The organism is Parasphingorhabdus sp. (genome assembly GCF_039968395.1).
Classification (GTDB): Bacteria; Pseudomonadota; Alphaproteobacteria; order Sphingomonadales; family Sphingomonadaceae; genus Parasphingorhabdus.
Genome location: NZ_JBDVPV010000005.1, coordinates 171,082 through 190,996, shown reverse-complemented (window position 1 = coordinate 190,996; position 19,915 = coordinate 171,082). Strand labels below are relative to the sequence as shown.

Annotated in this window: 18 protein-coding genes; 6 read left to right on the top strand and 12 right to left on the bottom strand. The window is 54.3% G+C overall.

Annotation, left to right across the window (positions count from 1 at the left end; genetic code table 11):
• The first annotated feature begins 89 nt into the window (after positions 1-89).
• Together purF and ABJI30_RS11620 are read left to right on the top strand one after the other, a co-directional pair.
• Complete coding sequence (gene purF / locus ABJI30_RS11625; protein ID WP_348016857.1) at positions 90-1,583, top strand: amidophosphoribosyltransferase; 1,494 nt, start codon at positions 90-92, stop codon at positions 1,581-1,583.
• Positions 1,573-2,286: an SDR family NAD(P)-dependent oxidoreductase gene (locus tag ABJI30_RS11620; protein ID WP_348016856.1), complete on the top strand. Its 714-nt coding sequence runs from the start codon at positions 1,573-1,575 to the stop codon at positions 2,284-2,286. Before purF ends, ABJI30_RS11620 begins: the two co-directional genes overlap by 11 nt.
• On the opposite strand, the gene ABJI30_RS11615 is transcribed toward ABJI30_RS11620, so the two are convergent.
• From ABJI30_RS11615 to ABJI30_RS11585, 7 genes are all read right to left on the bottom strand, one after another.
• A complete protein-coding gene (locus ABJI30_RS11615) occupies positions 2,283-3,491 on the bottom strand; it encodes a serine hydrolase (protein WP_348016855.1) in 1,209 nt (402 codons plus the stop codon). The genes ABJI30_RS11620 and ABJI30_RS11615 overlap by 4 nt on opposite strands.
• Before the next feature lie 16 nt (positions 3,492-3,507).
• Positions 3,508-4,731 (bottom strand): cyclopropane-fatty-acyl-phospholipid synthase family protein, encoded by a 1,224-nt coding sequence (locus ABJI30_RS11610; protein ID WP_348025434.1) that lies wholly within the window; start codon positions 4,729-4,731, stop codon positions 3,508-3,510.
• Positions 4,732-4,830: 99 nt separating this feature from the next.
• Positions 4,831-5,613, bottom strand: coding sequence for an SDR family oxidoreductase (locus ABJI30_RS11605; RefSeq protein ID WP_348016853.1), 783 nt, complete (start codon positions 5,611-5,613; stop codon positions 4,831-4,833).
• 158 nt (positions 5,614-5,771) lie between these two features.
• A complete protein-coding gene (locus ABJI30_RS11600) occupies positions 5,772-7,163 on the bottom strand; it encodes a deoxyribodipyrimidine photo-lyase (RefSeq protein WP_348016852.1) in 1,392 nt (463 codons plus the stop codon).
• Between the two features lie 5 nt (positions 7,164-7,168).
• Entirely contained in the window at positions 7,169-8,206 is a 1,038-nt protein-coding gene (locus ABJI30_RS11595; protein WP_348016851.1) for a metal-dependent hydrolase, read from the bottom strand.
• A 6-nt stretch (positions 8,207-8,212) separates the two neighbouring features.
• Positions 8,213-9,244 carry a 2-oxoacid:ferredoxin oxidoreductase subunit beta gene (locus ABJI30_RS11590; RefSeq protein ID WP_348016850.1) on the bottom strand — a complete coding sequence of 344 codons (1,032 nt, stop codon included), beginning with the start codon at positions 9,242-9,244 and terminating at the stop codon, positions 8,213-8,215.
• A complete protein-coding gene (locus tag ABJI30_RS11585; RefSeq protein WP_348016849.1) occupies positions 9,241-11,130 on the bottom strand; it encodes a 2-oxoacid:acceptor oxidoreductase subunit alpha in 1,890 nt (629 codons plus the stop codon). The genes ABJI30_RS11590 and ABJI30_RS11585 overlap by 4 nt, the downstream gene beginning before the upstream one ends.
• A 177-nt stretch (positions 11,131-11,307) precedes the next feature.
• Between ABJI30_RS11585 and ABJI30_RS11580 the strand changes: the two genes are divergently transcribed.
• From ABJI30_RS11580 to ABJI30_RS11570, 3 genes are read left to right on the top strand one after another with little or no spacing between them, the layout of a single operon-like run.
• Positions 11,308-12,249: an alpha/beta hydrolase gene (locus ABJI30_RS11580; protein WP_348016848.1), complete on the top strand. Its 942-nt coding sequence runs from the start codon at positions 11,308-11,310 to the stop codon at positions 12,247-12,249.
• Between the two features lie 14 nt (positions 12,250-12,263).
• Positions 12,264-12,749 carry an RNA pyrophosphohydrolase gene (locus tag ABJI30_RS11575; protein ID WP_348016847.1) on the top strand — a complete coding sequence of 162 codons (486 nt, stop codon included), beginning with the start codon at positions 12,264-12,266 and terminating at the stop codon, positions 12,747-12,749.
• Between the two features lie 42 nt (positions 12,750-12,791).
• Positions 12,792-13,742 carry a DUF481 domain-containing protein gene (locus ABJI30_RS11570; protein WP_348016846.1) on the top strand — a complete coding sequence of 317 codons (951 nt, stop codon included), beginning with the start codon at positions 12,792-12,794 and terminating at the stop codon, positions 13,740-13,742.
• Between the two features lie 4 nt (positions 13,743-13,746).
• Here the strand turns inward: ABJI30_RS11570 and ABJI30_RS11565 are convergent, their stop codons facing one another.
• The 5 genes from ABJI30_RS11565 to ABJI30_RS11545 form a co-directional block, all read right to left on the bottom strand.
• Positions 13,747-14,277: a tetratricopeptide repeat protein gene (locus ABJI30_RS11565; RefSeq protein WP_348016845.1), complete on the bottom strand. Its 531-nt coding sequence runs from the start codon at positions 14,275-14,277 to the stop codon at positions 13,747-13,749.
• A 69-nt stretch (positions 14,278-14,346) separates the two neighbouring features.
• Complete coding sequence (locus ABJI30_RS11560) at positions 14,347-15,525, bottom strand: RsmB/NOP family class I SAM-dependent RNA methyltransferase (RefSeq protein ID WP_348016844.1); 1,179 nt, start codon at positions 15,523-15,525, stop codon at positions 14,347-14,349.
• On the bottom strand, positions 15,522-15,794 hold the full coding sequence (locus ABJI30_RS11555) for a hypothetical protein (RefSeq protein WP_348016843.1): 273 nt from the start codon (positions 15,792-15,794) through the stop codon (positions 15,522-15,524). Before ABJI30_RS11555 ends, ABJI30_RS11560 begins: the two co-directional genes overlap by 4 nt.
• A 27-nt stretch (positions 15,795-15,821) precedes the next feature.
• Positions 15,822-17,288 (bottom strand): IMP dehydrogenase, encoded by a 1,467-nt coding sequence (gene guaB / locus ABJI30_RS11550; protein WP_348016842.1) that lies wholly within the window; start codon positions 17,286-17,288, stop codon positions 15,822-15,824.
• Positions 17,289-17,338: 50 nt separating this feature from the next.
• Complete coding sequence (locus tag ABJI30_RS11545; RefSeq protein WP_348016841.1) at positions 17,339-18,841, bottom strand: M28 family peptidase; 1,503 nt, start codon at positions 18,839-18,841, stop codon at positions 17,339-17,341.
• A gap of 103 nt (positions 18,842-18,944) precedes the next feature.
• Here ABJI30_RS11545 and ABJI30_RS11540 point away from each other — a divergent pair, with 103 nt between their 5' ends.
• On the top strand, positions 18,945-19,913 hold the full coding sequence (locus ABJI30_RS11540; protein ID WP_348016840.1) for an SPFH domain-containing protein: 969 nt from the start codon (positions 18,945-18,947) through the stop codon (positions 19,911-19,913).
• Positions 19,914-19,915: the final 2 nt, after the last annotated feature.

Here is a 19,915-nt window from a genome sequence, read left to right as displayed (position 1 = left end):
ACAAACGCTTGAATCAAATCTATATGCCAGCCATCCCCTGCGCGGCGTGATGACAGCGTCAATTATTTGGGCAGCAAACAAGGTGAGATATGCTTACAACCCACCCGTTTGACGATGACAAATTAAGAGAAGAATGCGGCGTATTTGGTGTGGCTGGTGCAGATGATGCAGCGGCCATGGTTGCGCTGGGACTTCACGCCCTGCAGCATCGCGGACAAGAAGCGGCAGGCATTACTGCACGTGATGGCCGCGAATTCTACAGCCATCGCGCACTTGGGCCGGTCGCCGGAAATTTCGACAGTGTCGAAGTCATGGACAAAATGCGCGGTGACTATGCCTGCGGGCATGTCCGCTATTCGACGACCGGAGCCGGTACATTACGGAATATTCAACCGCTGGAAGCAGATCTTGCCTCTGGCGGTTTTGCTATTGCCCACAACGGCAATATTTCCAATGCCCTGAAATTGCGTGCTGAACTGGTGCGCAGCGGTTCGATCTTCCAGTCTACCAGTGACACGGAAGTGATCATCCATCTCGTCGCCACATCACAATATCGCACATTGCTCGATAAATTTATCGATGCCCTGCGCAAGGTGGAAGGCGCCTATTCACTGATATGCATGACCCCGGATGGCATGATTGCCTGTCGTGATCCGCTGGGAATAAGGCCGCTGGTCATCGGAAAAGTCGGTGAAGCCTATGTATTCGCTTCCGAAACCGTGGCACTTGACCTGGTCGGGGCCGAATATGTCCGCAGCGTCGATGCCGGTGAACTGGTCATTGTCTCGAATGGTGAATTGCGTTCGCACCGTCCGTTCGGAGAGACAAGCGCAAGGCCGTGCATATTTGAACATGTCTATTTTTCCCGTCCGGATTCGATTGTCGATGGATCGTCTGTCTACAGCGTACGCAAGGAAATTGGTGCGCAGCTGGCCATCGAGAATCCGGTGGATTGCGACTATGTCATTCCGGTTCCGGACAGCGGAACACCGGCAGCAATCGGCTATGCCGAAAAATCCGGCATCCCGTTCGAACTGGGCATAATACGGTCGCATTATGTCGGCAGAACCTTCATTCAGCCCGGTGACGGTGTTCGCCATCTGGGGGTGAAGCTGAAACATAATGCCAACCGACCACTGGTTAATGGCAAGAAGATTGTCCTCATCGACGACAGTATCGTTCGCGGTACCACCAGCCTGAAAATCGTCCAGATGATGCGCGAAGCGGGCGCTGCAGAAGTCCATATGCGGATTGCCAGCCCGCCCACGATGCACAGCTGTTTTTATGGAGTAAACACACCGAAACGCGAAAAACTGCTGGCCGCCATGAAGTCGGTCGAACAGATGTGTGAATATATCCAGGCCGACAGTCTGGCGTTCATTTCCATTGATGGTCTGTATCGGGCGGTTGGCGAAGAAGCCCGGCAAGATATCAAACCGCAATATTGCGATGCCTGTTTCACAGGTGCCTATCCGACAGCCCTGACTGATCAGGAGGGACAGGAACCGCCTGACCAGTTGAGCATGCTCAATGAACAGGTCGCGCCGCGGGACGTTTCAGTCCTGGCAGAGAATGTCGGCTAATATGCAGTTCAAGGATCAACTGGCACTGGTAACCGGAGCCAGTCGCGGCATTGGTGCGGCCACCGCGCTCGCACTGGCCAAACAAGGCGCGCATGTCATTTTGACTGCCAGAGATTCTGCGGCTCTCGAAGAAGTAGAAGAGCAGATCCATGCCGATGGCGGCAGCGCAACCATCGCCCCTCTCGATCTGACCGACGGCGACAGCATTGGCCGCCTGGCCAAAGCGATATCCGACCGGTGGGACAGTCTCGACATCATGATACTCAACGCTGCGATGCTGGGTACGCTTGGCCCCGTTCCCGCCATTGATGGCAAGGAACTGAACAATGTGATGACGTTGAACTTCATCGCACAACAGGCCTTGATCGCAGCTTTTGACGGGATGATGCGCAAAAGTGACGATGCACGCTTGCTCGCGATCACCAGCAGTGTTGGTGCATCACCGCGTGCATTCTGGGGTGCTTATGGCGCCTCCAAAGCAGCGCTTGAAACGCTGGTGCTGAGCTATGGCGAGGAAATGCGCAACATCGGAAAGTTCCGGACGGCCATTATCAATCCCGGCAAGACCCGCACCGACATGCGCGCCCGCGCCTATCCCGGCGAAGATCCTGCCAGCGTCAAGCAACCACAGGTAGTCGCAGACCGGATGATTGAAATTCTTGCCAGTGATTTCGAGACCGGCAAACGTTTCGATCTGGGTTAGTTCGCGCTTTCTGTGTCGACGGCTGCCTGCACCGCACGATAAAATTCAATCCGCTGATCTTTCTGTGCATCCGGCGTTGCGCTTGGCCAGTTGCCATTGCTGGCAATCACCAGCTTGCGCGCGGGATCGATGAAGATACCCTGACCAAAAATCCCCTGCCCGGCATAGCTGCCATCATCAAAGGTCCACCACTGATAGCCATAACCGCGACCAGGCATGTCGATATCTGCCTGCTTCGTTCCGGCTTTTTCAAACCAGCCATCGGGGACGATGCTCTCTTCCCCGATTTTGCCGCCATTCATGGCAAACTGGCCGAACAAGGCATAATCACGGATCGTGGCGGAGATACAGCAACCGCCGATTTCCTTGCCACCCTCGTTCAACAGCCATTCGGCATCCTGTGACATGCCATAAGGCGCCCAGACTTTTTCAGACAGATAGTCGGAGATTGTTTTGCCGGTAGCCTTTGCGACCAGCACGCCGATCAGGTTGGTTTCGCCCGTATTATATTGCCAGCGCGTTCCCGGTTCGGCTTCGTTCTCCAGTGTTTTCATATAAACGATGATGGGATCCATGCCATCCACCGGCTTGGTGTTGTTGAATTGCGCAACATCCGATTCCGGATCACCATAATCCTCGTTCCATCGAACACCTGATGTCATCGTCAGCAGCTGCTGGACAGTCACACCATCATATCCGCTGCCCGCAAGTTCAGGAATATAGTCCGTCAATGGGTCGTCGATGGACTTGATGGAACCGTCCTTGATGGCAGCACCAACCAAAGTCGAAACAAGGGACTTCGCAACCGAGAAAGAAGTCCAGCGATCATCCGCCTCGAAATCCATGCGATATTCTTCCAGACGGATTTTACCATCCTGCAAGATGACAATACCGGCAGCGCGCTGCTGGGCCATATAGTCATCAACGCTGATCACATTGCCGCCCATTTCATATTCCATCGGCAACGGAGCGCCGGTTTCAAGCGACTTGATATTCTCACCTGCGCTGATCGTGTTGGAAGGAACCAGCGTGTCCATCATGCGGAACGCCTTGTTGCGCTGTTCATCGGTCCAGAACAAGATATTGTTGTCGGTAGGCAGGCCCGCCGCATCGGCCGCCACTTCCTTGGCTTTCTGACATGCCGGCAAGGCGAGACACAGTCCGATTCCGGTCATCGCCAACGTCATTTTCTTACCTAAACCCATTTCCATCTCCCGAATTTTATTCTTTTATCAGAGTGACTTGTGCAACATTGATGCCGCCGCCACGGAAGCCCCCTTCACAATAGGCGAAATAGTAACGCCAGAGCCGAACAAAATGTTCGTCAAACCCCTGCGGAAGCTGGCCAGCCTCTACAACCGCATCAAAGCGCTCGCGCCACAGCTGCAGCGTATGTGCATAGTCCGGTCCGAAATTCTGTTGATCATGCCATTTCAGACCGCGCTCCTCGGCAAGCGCCCGGAAACGGCTTTCGGAGAGCAGCATTCCACCGGGAAAAATATATGTCTGTATGAAATCTGCGCTGGCGGCATATTGTTCGAAAATATCGTCGGCAATCGTGATATATTGCAGCGCTGCACGTCCGCCCTGCTTCAAGTTGCGCGCGATGCAGTCCAGAAACTCGGGCCAATATTTTTGCCCCACTGCCTCGACCATTTCCACACTGGCAATGGCGTCATATTGTTCGTCCACATCCCGATAATCCTGAATACGAAATTCAGCTTGGGGATGATGTGCTCGAGCCCATTCTGTCTGCTCATCGGAAAGAGAAATTCCAGTGAGATTGAGACCATGGTCCCGTACGAGGGTGCCAGACAGAAACCCCCAACCCGCACCAATCTCCAGCACATCCTGACCGGGCTGCGCGTTTAGTCGCTGCGCAATGGCGGCAACTTTCTTGACCTGCGCCTCTTCCAGCGAGCTCGCCTTTCCAGCCGCATCTTCGAAAATAGCGCTGGAGTAGCTCATGCTTTCATCCAGCCACAGCGCATAGAAATCATTGCCGAGATCATAGTGATATTGAATATTCTGACGCGCCCGAACCTTGTCATTATTCCGCAGGGAGTGACGCAGCTTTGCGATCAGGCGGAACAGTCCAGAGGCACGCCCGGTATTCTGCAACCCCGCACGATTGCGAGTGAACAGATCAAATACCGACACCAGGTCGGGGCTTTCCCACTCGCCCAGTTCCCAGGCCCGATACCAGCCCACCGAACCGCTGTTTACGAGGCGCAGCAAGGCATTCCAGCTGTGGATCGTGATCTCGGCCATCGGGCCTTCGCCGCGACCGCCCGTGATCCGCGTTGTCCCATCCGGCAATTTACCTTCAAATGTACCGTGATCCATGCCGGCATCAATACGGTCAATAATCCGGTGGAATCCAGGCGCGGTGAGGCGAGAGAACAAGCCGCCGCCTGTCCCGAAACGTTTGCGCGATTCCAGCAAATGTTGCCCACGCTTTGGTGCCTCTGCATTCATCGCTTAAATATGGACGAGCTGTAACCAGTTGGCAATGCGGAACTATCCGTAATCAGGGTGATAAGTTCATGAACCCGGCGCAGCAGCGGATCCCGCCAATATTCCACCATCAATCGTCATTTCAGTTCCGGTTATATAAGTGGCTTCGTCGGATGCCAGGAGTAATGCCATGGCGGCAACCTCCGAAGCTTCTCCAAAACGCTGGAGGGGTGTATCCCTGACCAGCGCCGCCATAGCCGTTTCGCGCGCGGCTCCTTCGCCCAGCATCGGCTCCCACATTGGCGTCATCACCGCAGCGGGATGGATCGAATTGCAGCGGATTTTCCACCCTTGCTGTGCGCAGTACAATGCAACCGACTTGCTGTGATTGCGGATTGCTGCCTTGGAAGACGCATAAGCTGCTGCACCCGGGATACCGACCATGCCGGATCGCGACGAGATATTGATGATCGAGCCTGTCCCCTGCGCCTTCATCGCCTGGATCGAATATCGGCAACCCAGAAATGTTCCATCGAGATTGACCTCATGAACTGAACGCCAGCTATCCAGAGAAGCATTTTCCGGATCTTGCGGCGCTGTGCTGTCTTCAAAGCCCGTGATGCCAGCATTGTTGACAACCACATCGACGCTTGGCCAATGCGCGGCCAGCCGTTCCCAATCGCCTTCCCGGCGGACATCCAGCGGGAAAGTTTCGGCACAAAGTTCCTCGCCTGTCTTTGCCAGTGTCGTGGTATCGCAATCGGTCAGAAGCACCGTTCCGCCTTCATCGGCAAAGGCCTTGGCAATGGCTTTGCCAATACCTCGTGCGGCGCCTGTAATGACGCATTTCTTGTTGGATAATCTCTGCATGTAAACCTCAGATACGTAAGTTGGAACCCCGCAGGCTGCGGCCCGCACGTGACACAATTGAGTTGGCCATTTGGCGGTTTACTTGTTCATCGGTCCTGTTCCTTCTGTCGAACTCAGATGCTGATATCTCAATTTGGGCAGCGCCGCAAACAGGCCACTCACTTTACTACAGCATAAGCGTCCAGCGCCCGTGCGCGCGCCGCTTTGTGACCGATAATTTTGGAAGGATAATTTGCTGGTTTGCAGCCATGTTCCTCCGGATCGTGAACATAGGGGTCATCGAGTTCAGCCAGTTCCGGAACCCATTTGCGGATATAGTCACCTGCGTTGAACTTCTCGGACTGGGTAAGCGGCGCCATGATTCGCACAAACATGTTGGAGTCCACTCCCGTGCCGGAAACCCACTGCCAGTTGACCGTGTTGGATGCGTAATCAGCATCGACCAGCGTATCCCAGAACCACTGCTCACCTTCACGCCAGTCGATCAGCAGATGCTTGATCAGAAAACTCGCCGCAATCATCCGCACCCGATTGTGCATCCAGCCCGTCGCCCAAAGCTCGCGCATGCCCGCATCTACAATCGGATAACCGGTTCTGCCGTGGCACCAGGCGTCAAAGTCCCTTCGCACTTCATCCGATGCGATCTCCCGCCAGGGAAATTGACGGAACTTCTCGCGGTAACTCTCGCTGCCATATTGCGGGAACTGGTGAATGACATTTTGCGCATAATCCCGCCAGACCAGTTCCTTCAGGTAGATTTCGACTTTACTCCCCTCTCCTGCAAGACGGTTCCAGATGGCGGCCGGGCTGATCTCGCCAAAATGCAGATGTGGCGACAGACGAGACACGAGCTCTTCTGACGGCAAATTGCGGCCTTCATCATATTGGGTCGCCTTGCTGATGAAATCATCGAGATTGTCGTGAGCGCCCTGTTCTCCCGGCGTCCAGTCTGTTTCAAAACCTGTCGCCCAGTTTGGTTGCGCCGGAAGCAGGTTCCAGCCATCCAGTTCATCGCTTTCTGGCCAGTCGGTCGGTGGCTCGAGTAACTCGGGCGCGGGGACAGATGCAGCAGGCGGCATCCGCTCACGTAGGGATTTCCAGAACGGCGTGTATATCTTGTATTCGCCGCCACTACCGGTTTTCAACGTGCCCGGCGGCAACAGGTAGTTGCCGTCGTGCAGTATCAGATCCGCGTCCTGTCCAATGGCTTTGCGCACGCCCTTTTCAGCATTGCGCCACCACGGTTCATAATGATGCAGCGCATGAATTTCTCGCGCGCCGGTAGATTTGACAATTTCGGTCAGTACCGTCGCGATCTCGCCCCTTCGCAAAACCAAACGCGCGCCTTTCTGCCGCAGTTGAGCGTCCAGCCTGTCCAGCGATTGATGCAACCACCAGCGCGAAGCTGCGCCCATTTTGCGATGTTTAGGCGTTTCATCATCGAGAATATAAACGGGAATAATCGGTCCGACTTGCGCAGCTGCGGTTAAAGCTGCCTGGTCAGAAAGGCGAAGGTCCCGGCGAAACCAGACGATTTTGGGTTCAGTCATGGTTGCTAATTTGCGGAATCTTCCGCAGTTTCAAACCTGTCCTTCGGGGCATCCGGATATTGTATCGCGGTTGGCGGTATTTTGGTCAGGACCCCGAAACGACCCTGAACAAGCGGATCGCGAAAACGCATATCGCCCATCTTGAGGATATTGCCACCATCGGCTTCACTTTCATTTTGCAAAACCGGCATGCGTGACCAGAACAGGAAGGCATCGGCATTCACATCGATTTTGCGCGCAGCCCTTACCAGTTCTGGCGACGCATCATTCTGAATCACCTCGCCCTTCCAGTTGAAAGGTTCGATGCTGAACAAATCAAAATCAGTCTCACCATAACTGGCACCGGTATCCCCAACCATTTGCCAGATCATTTCTCGTCGCCAGAATGTCACCGGCACAGGATTCGCAACCACCAGTTCGGGCGCAATACCCGTTCTCTCCTCTACCGCCAGCGCAGTATCTGCCTCCGCCTTTCCGGTAATCAGGCCATTGGCAAAAATATAAGCACAGATCACAGCAAAGCTTACCCAGGCGGGTCGTTGCCAATCTGTCCTGCCCTTTTTCTCGCGCCTCCGTGATATCCAGACCCCGGCAATCAGCGCGGCCCAGATCCAGATGTCGATGATAAAAATGCTGTCGCCATAATACCACTGGCTCGAGAACGGTTCGAGCAACCGGACGCCATAACTATTAAGCCAGTCGAGAGCCGGATGACTCAGCGTTCCGATAAACGCCAGCGCAAGCAGCCAGCCCCGGTGTATGGGCAAGCGATCATCCGGCCGTTTGCCGCGCCGACTTTGCCAGCGATCAAACCAGATCATCAGACCGGTCAGCAGGATTGGCAGTACCAGCATCGCAATCGGGCCGTGCGTAATACCGCGACGAAGGGCCAGATGCTGTTGCCCCCCGAGCAGGGTGGCAAAAGCATCGATATCGGGAATATTGGCTGCAATGATCAGGGTCGCCATGCCCAGACCAGTCTTTTTCTTGAGGCCCAGCTGCCCGAGAACAGCGCCTGCCAGGCTGTGTGTCAGATTATCCATGGAGGACTATAGGTCCGGCCCGCCTTCTTCCACTGTCCAGGTTTGTCCTTTGTTGAGAAGCGCCTGCAAATCCGGTTTTTTACCCATCGAGGAGGCCTCGTTCTGCGCAACAACGGCTGCTTCGAAGGTGGGACGGGGATCATCATAAAGGACACCCAGTGCCATCGGGAATTCTCCGAACTGCATTTCGACCAGCATATGTGCGACGGATCGGTTCTTCACGTCATGGACGATGACGCCAGCCGCTTCCCAATCGCCGTCGACAACGTCAACCACCCCAAGCTCAAGCGTCTTGTGATCGAGGATAATACCCTTCTCGCCTTTGGCAAACAGCATGGGTTCTCCATCAACCAGATGCAATTGCGTGTCCGCAGCCGTTTTCTTGGCGGCGAATTCGTCGAACACATCCTTGTTGTAGACGATACAATTCTGGAAAATCTCGATAAACGACGTGCCTTTGTGGGCATGAGCCGCTTTGAGAACGTCGGGCAGCCCTTTGTGAACGTCGATACCGCGCGCCACAAACCGGGCACCGGCACCCAGAGCAAATGCGCACGGTGATGCAGGACGGTCGACCGATCCATAAGGCGTCGACGGGCTGTGTGTGCCCTGCCGGCTGGTCGGTGAATATTGCCCTTTGGTCAGACCGTAAATCTCGTTGTTGAACAGCATGAACTGCACATCCAGATTACGGCGCAACAAGTGCATGGTGTGGTTTCCGCCGATCGAAAGTGCGTCGCCGTCACCGGTAATGATCCAGACATCCAGGTCGGGATTGGCCAGTTTTACGCCGGTTGCAACCGCTGGCGCACGGCCGTGGATCGTGTGAAAGCCATAGGTTTCCATATAATAGGGAAAGCGGGATGAACAGCCGATACCACTGATGAACGCGGTATTTGAAGGGTCTGCACCCAGTTGCGGCATTGTGCGCTGCACGGCCTTGAGAATGGCATAATCCCCACAACCCGGGCACCAGCGTACTTCCTGATCGGTTTCCCAGTCTTTCAGGGTTGTTTCCACTTTGGTCATCTCGGTCATGACAAGGCCTCCTCAATCGCGACTTCAATTTCGGTAATGGTGAATGGCTGGCCGGACACCTTGTTCACCGGCTGCGCATCAATCAGATACTGATCGCGCAAAATGGTCTTGAGCTGCCCGGTATTCATTTCCGGAACAATCACCCGATCATAGCTCTTCAGCAACTCGCCGAGATTTTTGGGCAGCGGCCAGATATTTCGAATGTGAATATGACTGACGTCTTTGCCTGCCGTACTGGCGCGCAAGACCCCCTGATGAATGGGACCAAAAGTTGATCCCCAGCCGACAACCGCAAGCTTCCCGCCTGCCTTGCCGTGCGCGATGTCCTGATCCGGGATGCTGTCAGCCACACCCAGCACTTTGTCCCTGCGGATTTCGGTCATGGTCTGGTGATTGGCCGGTCCATAATCGATATGGCCGGTGTTCAGACCTTTTTCGATCCCGCCAATCCTGTGCATCAATTCGGGTGTGCCTGGTTTGATCCAGGGCCGCGCAAGTTTGTCATCGCGGCTATAAGGCATCAGGCCACCTTCTGGCATTTTTTCCAGAAACTGAACCGGAAATGGCTCCAGTGTACTGACATCGGGAATTTTCCATGGCTCCGCTGCATTGGCAATATAGCCGTCCGTCAACAGCATCACCGGTGTCATGTACTGAACCGCTATGCGCACGGCTTCGATCGCACAATCAAACGCATCACCGGGTGATCGCGCCGAGATAACCGGCATCGGTGCATCGCCATTGCGTCCGAACACGGCCTGATAAAGATCAGATTGCTCGGTCTTGGTTGGCAGTCCGGTCGAGGGTCCTCCACGCTGGGAATTGACGATTACCAGAGGCAATTCAGTCATGATCGCGAGGCCCATCGCTTCGCCCTTCAATGCGATGCCGGGACCGGATGACGATGTAATCCCCAGGTTACCTGCATAGCTGGCCCCTATGGCAGCGGTGATTGCCGCTATTTCGTCTTCAGCCTGAAAAGTGGTGACGCCAAATTCTTTCAGCCGGGACAGATGATGCAAAATAGCCGATGCTGGTGTGATCGGATAACCACCGAAGAACATCGGTAGGCCTGCGAGCTGCGCACCGGCAACAAGACCATGAGAAATCGCCTCTGCCCCGGTGACCGTGCGATAAACACCTGGTGTCGCGGGTGCCGCCTTGATCCGGTGGTGCGGCAAATGTCCTCCGCCGAGCCCGTCTCCGGAAATCTCTGCAGTTTCTCCGTAAGCATGGCCCGCATTCAGCGCAGCGATATTGGCGTTGGCAACATCCGGCAATTTGGCAAATTTTTGCTTCAGCCAGTCAATAATCGGTTCGCGATCCCGCTCGAACATCCAGAGCGAAAGACCCAGCGTCCACATATTCTTGCAGCGCAAAGCTTCCTTGTTCCCGAGTCCAAAGGGCTTCACCGCATCAAGCGTCAACTGGGAGATATTCAGCTTGAGCAATCTCCACTTGGCTAATGACCCGTCTTCGAGCGGGTTGCTGTCATAATGGGCCTTGTCGAGATTACGTTTTCCGAACTCGCCTTCATCGGCAATAACCAGTCCGCCGGGACGCACTGCCTCGACATTGGTTTTCAGGGCCGCCGGGTTCATCGCAACCAGAACATCAGGCTGATCACCAGCGGTCTGGATAGTCCGACTGCCGAAATTAATCTGGAACGCGGACACACCGAAAAGCGTACCCTGCGGAGCCCTGATTTCCGCCGGAAAATCAGGGAATGTGGCGAGATCATTGCCGGCAAGAGCGGTCGACAAGGTGAACTGCCCCCCGGTCAATTGCATGCCATCCCCGCTGTCACCAGCGAACCTGACGACTACATTTTCTGCATTTTCGTCAGGGCTATTGCCGTTATCGTCTTGCTTCACCGCAGTCGCCATAAAATTTTTCCGTACTCATAAGTCTGGGATGTGCGTGGTAAAGCACTTCTCCTGTCTGCTTCAAACCATAAAAACTACTAGGGATAAAGTATTTGTTTGAACCAGCAGAAACCCGATAGCGCTTGCCTACGGAACCCTGACTGATCTAGTCGGCATAAAAACCAACGGAGATTCTGGATGACGACTGCATTTGTTCGACCCGATACCGAGGCATTGCTGGCAATGCTGGAGACCGCCATGGCCGTGCCGATGAACGAAATGGAACCTGCCGAGGCACGGGAAGCCTATGTGGCCATGCGGTTTCTGGTTGATGCCGAACCAACCGAGCTGGCGATGGTCAAAGACCTCACCTGCCCCGGTCCGGCAGGTGATATAAAGCTGCGCTACTATGATTCCCGAGAAAATCGCGAGAAAGGGCCGGTGATCATGTTTTATCATGGCGGTGGTTTTGTCATTGGCGATCTGGAAAGCCATCATCCCTATTGCACCGAAATGGCTGCACAAATGGACCTGCCCGTAATTGCCGTTGATTATCGCCTGGCACCAGAGGCTCCCTTTCCTGCAGCCCCGGACGATTGTGAAGCGGCGACCCGCTGGGTCGTCGAGAATATGGATACACTGGGCCTGGAGATTGATGGCATTATCACCTGCGGTGACAGCGCCGGCGGCAATCTCGCAATTGTCGTTGCACAGGACCTGATCAAAAAGCCTGCCTCTGTTCCCGTGATCGCTCAAGTTCCGCTTTATCCCGTCGTCGACAGCACCGCCGCCAGTGGTTCGATGCAGGAGTTTGCGGACGGGTTTTTGCTGACCAAAGCCAGTATGGACTATTTTCAAGGCCATTATGCCGGAACAGCGGAAGACCCCCGCTGCGATCCCATACATGGTGACCTTGCACAAAGCCCGCCCACGGTGCTGATGACTGCGAGTCTCGATCCACTGCGAGATCAGGGGCGTCTATATGCGGGCAAACTCATCGAAGCAGGTGTCGCGGTGACTTTTTTTGAAGCTGCGGGTAATATCCACGGTCTGATTTGCCTCCGCAAGGGAATCCCGTCGGCACAGCAGGATGTCGACAATATCTGCAACGCTCTCAAGTCGCTTCTCGCCAGCCTGTGACAGGCAATAGAATAATGAGCTTTGACAAATTGCCATATCGCCCGTGCGCCGGGATTATGCTTGCCAACCGGGAAGGAATGATCTTCGTCGGTCAGCGACTGGATGCGAAAGGCAGCGACTTCCCCGATGCCTGGCAAATGCCCCAGGGCGGCATTGATGATGGAGAGAATTCCCAGACAGCAGCGTTGCGGGAGCTGGAAGAGGAGACCGGCATAAAACAACAAAATGTCCAGATTATCGCACGTAGCGCCGATGAACATTTTTATGACCTGCCAGATCAACTTATGGGGAAAATCTGGAAGGGCAGATATCGTGGTCAGCGGCAAACCTGGTATCTGATGCGATTTAACGGTGTAGATAATGACGTCAATATTGCGACCGCTCATGCCGAGTTTTCGGATTGGAAATGGGCAAGGCCAGATGATCTTGCAGACATGATCGTACCATTCAAAAAGGACCTTTATCGCGCAGTTATCAAAGAATTTGAGGCTCTGATTTAGGCAACAGTGCTCCAATAATATGAAAGGCTGAAACCTGCTGGCATGTCCCCCAAATATTACCTGATATCCGCGATCGGCACGGCGGCACTGGCCGCTCCTGCCCAGGCAGCATTGCCCGAACCTGTCCGTATCATGATCGAGACAGCGATCAAATCCGGTATTGATTCCGATGTCCAAGCCATAGCGAAACTAGCGAAAGCAACGAACCCGGATGATGTTGCGGAAATCGATGCAATGGTTGCGGAACACCGCAAGGCGCGTCAGGAATTGGCTGCAGCAGCCCAAATGAAGAAGAAGCAAGCCGGCTTTTTCGAAAACTGGGATGGCGAAGGTGAAATCGGGGGATTTCGGACAACCGGCAACACCAGCAATACGGGTGTCAGTGGCGGCTTGAAACTGGACAAGGATGCCGTGAACTGGCGGCTCAAATTTCGGGCCAAAGCCGATTATCAACGGAGTAACGGCGTAACCACTCGAGAACGGTTTCAAGCCAGCCTCGAACCCGAGTATAAATTTGATGATCGTTTTTATGCTTATGGACTGGGATTGTTCGAGCGTGATCAGATTCAGGGTTTTGACAGCCGGTATACGATTTCGGGCGGGCTCGGCTATTCTGTCATCAAAAACAAGGACGTCACGTTGAACATCAAGGCCGGTCCGGCCTGGCGATTCACGGAATTCACCGATGGTGGTTCCGACAGCAGCCTGGCTGGCTTACTTGGAATTGACTTTGACTGGCGGATCTCGAAAAATTTGAAACTAACGCAGGATGCCGGAGCGACGGTGCTGGCTGACGCAGATGGCTTTACAGCCGCCACCGCCATTTTCTCTTCGGCTACAAACAGTTTTACCGGAACAACCGGCTTGACCGCGAAACTGAACGGAAAATTGTCAGCCCGTTTTGCTTATACCATCGAGCATGAAACCGACCCTCCGGATGGACGCGTGAAAACGAGCACCCAAAGCCGCGCCACCCTCATTTACGATTTCTGACGGTTTACGGCGTTTCCGTCTCTGGAACATCATCACCAACCTGAGGTACCGGCTTGACGGCCTGCGCCGACATTACCGGCTTTTTCTCCGAGGCCTTGATGACCGTCGCAAGTTTCTGCGATTGGTCACATCTCCCGCGACATACGGTTTCCAGCCGGGAGAGATTAAGCTTCGCTTTTTCAACAGCACCTCTCTGGACGAGAGCTTCGCCCTGCCCCGAAAGTGCGTCCAGATTATTGGGATCAAGGATCAGTGCTTCACGATAAAGGCGAATGGCCTTGCCCGGTAATTTCTGGACCCTCGCAATTTGTGCCAGAGCGACGAAAGCGGAACCATTGCGCGGATCCACAACCAGCGCAGTTTCATAGAGATCTGTTGCAAGCTGCAGATTACCCTTGTTCTGCGCAGCTTCACCCTGCTGAAGCAACTGGACCGAGCGCGGTTTGATCTCGATATCGGCCGACTGGCCAAAGCTGGCACTTGAAACGGTCGCAAAAACCAGAGAAACGGCCAGAACAGCAGGTGAAAAACGCATAATCAGCTCCAATAGAGTTTCCCGCTGTTTAGCAGAATCACCTGCACCAGCGCTTAACATGATTTGCTATCACAATTTTTCGAGACAGGTGAAATAAAAGCCATCCGTTCCGTCTTGATACGGTGAGAGAAGAATTCCTTTACGATATGACCGCCCAATCGGCAAATCAACCTCAATAATCCGCCAATTTGGCTGTTTTTCAAGGAATCTGTCGGTTTGGTCGCCACCTTCTTCGTCGAGTAACGAGCAAACAGCGTAAACCAGCCTCCCGCCCGGCTTGACAATATCGCTCGCGATTTCCAGTAACCGGGCTTGCAACTCTGTCGTTCGGGAGAGTCGTTCCGGCGTCATGCGCCAGCGCAGCTCCGGATTGCGCCGCCAGGTACCAGTGCCGGAACACGGTGCATCGATCAAAACCAGATCACACTGACCTTCAAGAGCCGCAAGAGCTTCCATTTCGAATTTGGGAGACAGCAATATTGTTTCAACGTTTTGATTTCCGGAACGCCGCAAACGGGGTTCGATCCGGCTGAGACGTCCCCGATCCGTGTCTGAGGCGATAATTCGCGTATCATCGGGCAATTGCGCAGCAAGCCCCAGTGTTTTGCCGCCTGCACCGGCACACATGTCCAGCATCAGTTTGGGTCTGGTCGGCAAACATGCGGCGACAATCGCCTGACTGCCCATATCCTGAATTTCGACAAGGCCTTTGCGGCCCGGGTCACTGGCATCCACATTCGTGCCCGATTCCAGTCGAAAGGCGCCGGGCAACGGCAATTTTTCCGCTTCGGGCCAGAAATTAACAATGTCTGCGGCAGACCCCGCCCGCGGGTTCAACCGTACATCCAGTGATGCCCTGTTCAGCAAAGCTTCGCGTTCCGGTGCATCAATGGGTGTCGCGAACCGGCTTTCCAGCCAAGTGGGCAGTGATCCGCCGTCAGTCCTGGCTTCATTTTCCGTCAGGGCTGCAGGCCCATAAGTTGTACCGTCAAACAACTCCTGCAATTCCGGCTGCTCTTCGGCCAGCCCTGCCATTGCAGCCCTGCCATTTTGCGGCCGCTCGCCAAAACGGCGGATCACGGCATAAACCAGCTCGCGCACGGCCCGGCGATCCTTGGAACCGGCATATCGCCGCGCTTTGAAGAACTTCTTGATGAGATTGTCTGCCGACGCGCCATTGTCCCGAGCGGCCACTATTATCTCATCCAGCAACTCTATGGCTGCCTGCAGACGGGCGGATGGAGTCACTGATCATCCTGCAAGGGACGATATTTCTGGATTGCTCGAGGCTGCGGTACACAAAAAAACTTCGCTGTCTCTGTTTTCAGACGCTCAACCTTGAACTTTTCTAGGTTTTTGGCGCGATCTGCTTCAATCTGGGCCAACCGCTCGGCGCCTGCCTCCATGCAAATTTCTTCACTGATGTGGAGTTCATGCGACATCGCCATGGTGCTGTCCGGTGACAAATCGTTCCAGCCCAGAATGATCAGCAGATAAGGGGTGAATATCTCAACCATGTTTGTCTATATCCACCTGAGTCCCAGTTACCGCGTTGGGTAATTGGGGGCTTCGCGCGTGATCGAGACGTCATGCACGTGACTTTCCTGCAGCCCCGCATTGGTAATACGCACAAATTCAGCGCGTTCACGCAGATCTTTCAGAGTTGCCGAGCCGGTATAGCCCATGGCCGCTTTCACGCCGCCAACAAGTTGGTGAATCACGTCACCAGCCGGTCCCTTGAACGGGACCTGTCCCTCAATACCCTCTGGAACCAGCTTCATCTGATCCGAGATATCCTGCTGAAAATAGCGATCCGCCGAACCGCGCGCCATGGCGCCGACCGATCCCATGCCGCGATAACTCTTATATGCCCGTCCCTGATAAAGAAACGTTTCGCCCGGCGCTTCGCCTGTACCGGCCAGTAGCGAGCCGATCATGACTGACGATGCACCTGCGGCGAGTGCTTTCGCAACATCGCCTGATGTGCGCAGTCCGCCATCGGCAATTACCGGTACACCAGCTTTTTCGGCTTCTTCCGCACAATCCATAATCGCGGTCAATTGCGGCACACCGACACCTGCCACAACGCGTGTGGTACATATGGATCCGGGGCCAATCCCCACTTTGATACCGTCGGCACCGGCATCAATCAGGGCTTTTGTGGCTGCTGCTGTTGCGACATTCCCGGCCACGATCTGGGTTTTATTGGACCGCTTTTTGATCTCGGAAACGGCCTTGCTCACCATCGCGCTGTGACCATGCGCGGTATCCACGACAACCAGATCACATTCGGCATCAATCAACGCTTCCGTACGTTCCAGACCGGAATCTCCAACCGTAGACGCTGCTGCAACCCTGAGACGACCGCTGTCATCCTTGGTCGCGCTGGGGTAATTCACTGCTTTTTCAATGTCTTTAACGGTAATCAGGCCGACACAATGAAAGTTATTGTCCACAACCAGCAGTTTTTCAATCCGGCGCTGATGCAGCATCCGGCGGGCTTCTTCCTGGCTGACACCGATCGGTACGGTCACCAGATTATCTTTTGTCATCAATTCGGAAACCGGCTGCCGGGGATTTTCGGCAAAACGCACATCCCGGTTGGTCAATATGCCGACCAGCTTGCCGCTCGCTTCCACAACCGGGATACCGGATATCTTGTTCTGCGCCATGGTTGCTTCGGCATCGGCCAGAGTCGCATCAGGGGCGATCGTGATTGGATTGACAACCATCCCCGATTCAAACCGTTTGACCTGTCGGACCGCAGCGATCTGCTGTTCAAGCGTCAGATTGCGGTGCAGGACACCAATCCCGCCGAGCTGCGCCATGACAATGGCCATATCGGCTTCGGTAACCGTATCCATGGCCGAAGACAGAATCGGGATATTCAATCCGATATCGCGGGTTATGCGGGTTTGCGTATTCGCCTGGCTGGGCACGATATCGGAAGCTGCAGGCTGCAGCAGAACGTCATCAAAAGTGAGTCCGGTGCGAATATCTCTGCTGCTCATGGTCGGCCACTTTCCAATGTCTAAATTTGATTCTGTGGCGGCCCATGTAATCAGTTCTGCGTCGCTCCGCTAGTAGGCTTTTTCGGATAAGTGGCCAACGAACCAAAATATTGCCCCAAAGCGACATGGAAATTGGCATCATCCCTGGCCCCGCCAAGCTCCAGACCGCTGTCTGATTCATCACTGACATCATGATAGCGGCCCGCCAGAAAGGCGTTGAGGCGTTCTTCATCAGCGAAAGCACTGGTTATCATGAAGGCCGGATAGCCTTTGTCGGTAAAAACATAGCCGTCCTGGCGGGCCAGAAAAACGTCAGGCTTGCCGGACATATCAATTTCCCGCCCTTGCATTTCGGCAACTTTCTCAATCTGCGGGTCTAGTGCAGTCTGCCCCAGGCCGATCACGGCGATTTTCTTGCCATCGGGCGTCAGTGCAACGGAATCTGCATTGAACGCCACAACCAGTCTATCCAGAGGAAAGGCTGGATCTGACGCAAATGCACGTGCTCCCAGCAGTCCGCTTTCCTCGGCAGTGGTTGCCAGAAAATAAATGTCGCGATCAAGCTTTGCCAAAGCGAGCCGTTCGGCTGTTTCGATCAGCAACGATATCCCGCTGGCATTGTCGACCGCCCCGTTGCAAATTCGGTCTTCTGCAGTTTTGGGCAGACAGGTACCAAAATGATCCCAGTGCCCCAGAAACAAAAGCACACCGCTTTTGGGTTCCTTGCCCGCTATCTTCCCTATGACATTGTGGGATTTGAATTTGTGGACCCGCGTGTTGACCGAAAGTGTGACAGCGGCATTCATTATTGCGGGCAGATAATCCTTTTCCGCAGAACCAGCCGCTATCATGTCTGCATCGAGACCGGCTTTCCGCATGATTTTCCGGATCGCTTTGGCGGAAATCAATCCTTCGATTTCTGCATGCAAACCGGCTTGATCAAGATTTGTTCCGGTCCGTTTATATCTCCGTGCAAAACGAGACCACCGTGCCTCGCCTTTCACGATGGCAATGACCCCTCGGGCACCGGCTGCCAGGAGATTCTTTTTCCGCTTCTGATAGCTCGGAAAATCCGGAACCGCCGGGCGGCCGGACAAATACAGAAACGCCATTTTACCGGATACACGCGCGCGCAAGCTTTCGGGATCCCCGAGGCCATAACCGGCATGGACAAGTTCAACCTGTTCAAACCGAATATCTTTTTCAGCGCCCCGCAAGACAATCTGGTCATCCCCGATGGAAATGTTTTTCCGTTTGTTGCCAGCGGCTCGGCTGAAGCGGATGTCTTGTGTCAGTGGTGTGCGCTCGACCAATGTCACCGGCATGTACCAGTTCTTGTTGTCCACGCCGGGGGTCAATCCTGCCTTTGCCCAGCTGGTTGCGATATAGTTGACCGTTTTGTTTTCCCCGGTTGTCCCGGGTTTACGGCCACCGAACGCGTCACTGGCAAGAATGTCGATATGTTCGAGAAGATCCTTCTCGGTAATATCCTCTGCCTGCGCAGGAGATATTGACCAAAACAGGATGACGATGGGAACGAGAACGAAACGCATATGGGGTGATAACCTTGTTGTTGAGGGAAATCTTCGCTTTTTTCTTGGCATTATACCGCAAATCATCAAAGATAAACGCGTATAACGCAGGAGGGCTTCACCCATGGAATTCACCGCAGCATTTTTCTTCTTCATTTTGATCATCGTCTATCTGGGAGCAAGCATCAAGATTGTTCGCCAGGGCTATCAATACACGATCGAATATTTTGGCCGCTTTACAAGCATAGCAAAGCCCGGGTTCAATTTTTTCCCGGCATTTTTCTATCGGGTAGGTCGCAAGGTCAACATGATGGAGCAGGTTCTCGATATTCCCGGTCAGGAAATTATTACCAAAGACAACGCGATGATCTCAACCGATGGCGTGGTATTTTTTCAGGTGCTCGACGCACCCAAAGCGGCCTATGAAGTCAATGATCTTTATAACGCGATCCTCAATCTGGTAACCACCAACCTGCGTACGGTGATGGGTTCGATGGACCTCGATGAAACCTTGTCCAAACGGGACGAGATTAACGGCCGTTTGCTTACGGTTATTGACGATGCAACCACACCGTGGGGGATCAAGATCACACGGGTGGAAATCAAGGATATCCGTCCGCCACAGGACATCATCAACGCCATGGCCCGGCAAATGAAGGCGGAGCGCGAAAAACGTGCCAACATCCTGGATGCAGAAGGCGCGCGGGCTTCCGAAATTTTGCGGGCCGAAGGTGAGAAGCAGGGCCAGATTCTCCAGGCGGAAGGCCGCAAGGAAGCTGCATTTCGCGATGCCGAAGCGCGGGAACGGGAAGCCGAAGCAGAAGCCAGTGCGACCCAGGCCGTTTCCCAGGCTATTTCCGGAGGCAATGCCCAGGCGATCAACTATTTCATCGCTCAGGATTACGTCAAAGCTGTAGAGAAATTTGCAACTTCACCCAATGCCAAAACCATATTGTTCCCAGTAGAAGCAACTCAGCTTATTGGAACCCTCGGCGGAATTGGCGAGCTGGCCAAGGAAGCTCTGGGTGAAGCCGGCGGCGCAATTACACCGCCACCCCGCCGCCGCAATCCGTTTGACCAGAAGGAAGACTGATC

What these genes read in the sequence shown, in the direction of transcription:
- purF (WP_348016857.1), top strand. Translation starts at nt 90, where the DNA reads ATGCTTACAACCCACCCGTTTGACGATGACAAATTAAGAGAAGAATGC.
- ABJI30_RS11620 (WP_348016856.1), top strand. Translation starts at nt 1,573, where the DNA reads ATGTCGGCTAATATGCAGTTCAAGGATCAACTGGCACTGGTAACCGGA.
- ABJI30_RS11615 (WP_348016855.1), bottom strand. Translation starts at nt 3,491, where the DNA reads ATGGGTTTAGGTAAGAAAATGACGTTGGCGATGACCGGAATCGGACTG.
- ABJI30_RS11605 (WP_348016853.1), bottom strand. Translation starts at nt 5,613, where the DNA reads ATGCAGAGATTATCCAACAAGAAATGCGTCATTACAGGCGCCGCACGA.
- ABJI30_RS11600 (WP_348016852.1), bottom strand. Translation starts at nt 7,163, where the DNA reads ATGACTGAACCCAAAATCGTCTGGTTTCGCCGGGACCTTCGCCTTTCT.
- ABJI30_RS11595 (WP_348016851.1), bottom strand. Translation starts at nt 8,206, where the DNA reads ATGGATAATCTGACACACAGCCTGGCAGGCGCTGTTCTCGGGCAGCTG.
- ABJI30_RS11590 (WP_348016850.1), bottom strand. Translation starts at nt 9,244, where the DNA reads ATGACCGAGATGACCAAAGTGGAAACAACCCTGAAAGACTGGGAAACC.
- ABJI30_RS11585 (WP_348016849.1), bottom strand. Translation starts at nt 11,130, where the DNA reads ATGGCGACTGCGGTGAAGCAAGACGATAACGGCAATAGCCCTGACGAA.
- ABJI30_RS11580 (WP_348016848.1), top strand. Translation starts at nt 11,308, where the DNA reads ATGACGACTGCATTTGTTCGACCCGATACCGAGGCATTGCTGGCAATG.
- ABJI30_RS11575 (WP_348016847.1), top strand. Translation starts at nt 12,264, where the DNA reads ATGAGCTTTGACAAATTGCCATATCGCCCGTGCGCCGGGATTATGCTT.
- ABJI30_RS11570 (WP_348016846.1), top strand. Translation starts at nt 12,792, where the DNA reads ATGTCCCCCAAATATTACCTGATATCCGCGATCGGCACGGCGGCACTG.
- ABJI30_RS11565 (WP_348016845.1), bottom strand. Translation starts at nt 14,277, where the DNA reads ATGCGTTTTTCACCTGCTGTTCTGGCCGTTTCTCTGGTTTTTGCGACC.
- ABJI30_RS11555 (WP_348016843.1), bottom strand. Translation starts at nt 15,794, where the DNA reads ATGGTTGAGATATTCACCCCTTATCTGCTGATCATTCTGGGCTGGAAC.
- guaB (WP_348016842.1), bottom strand. Translation starts at nt 17,288, where the DNA reads ATGAGCAGCAGAGATATTCGCACCGGACTCACTTTTGATGACGTTCTG.
- ABJI30_RS11545 (WP_348016841.1), bottom strand. Translation starts at nt 18,841, where the DNA reads ATGCGTTTCGTTCTCGTTCCCATCGTCATCCTGTTTTGGTCAATATCT.
- ABJI30_RS11540 (WP_348016840.1), top strand. Translation starts at nt 18,945, where the DNA reads ATGGAATTCACCGCAGCATTTTTCTTCTTCATTTTGATCATCGTCTAT.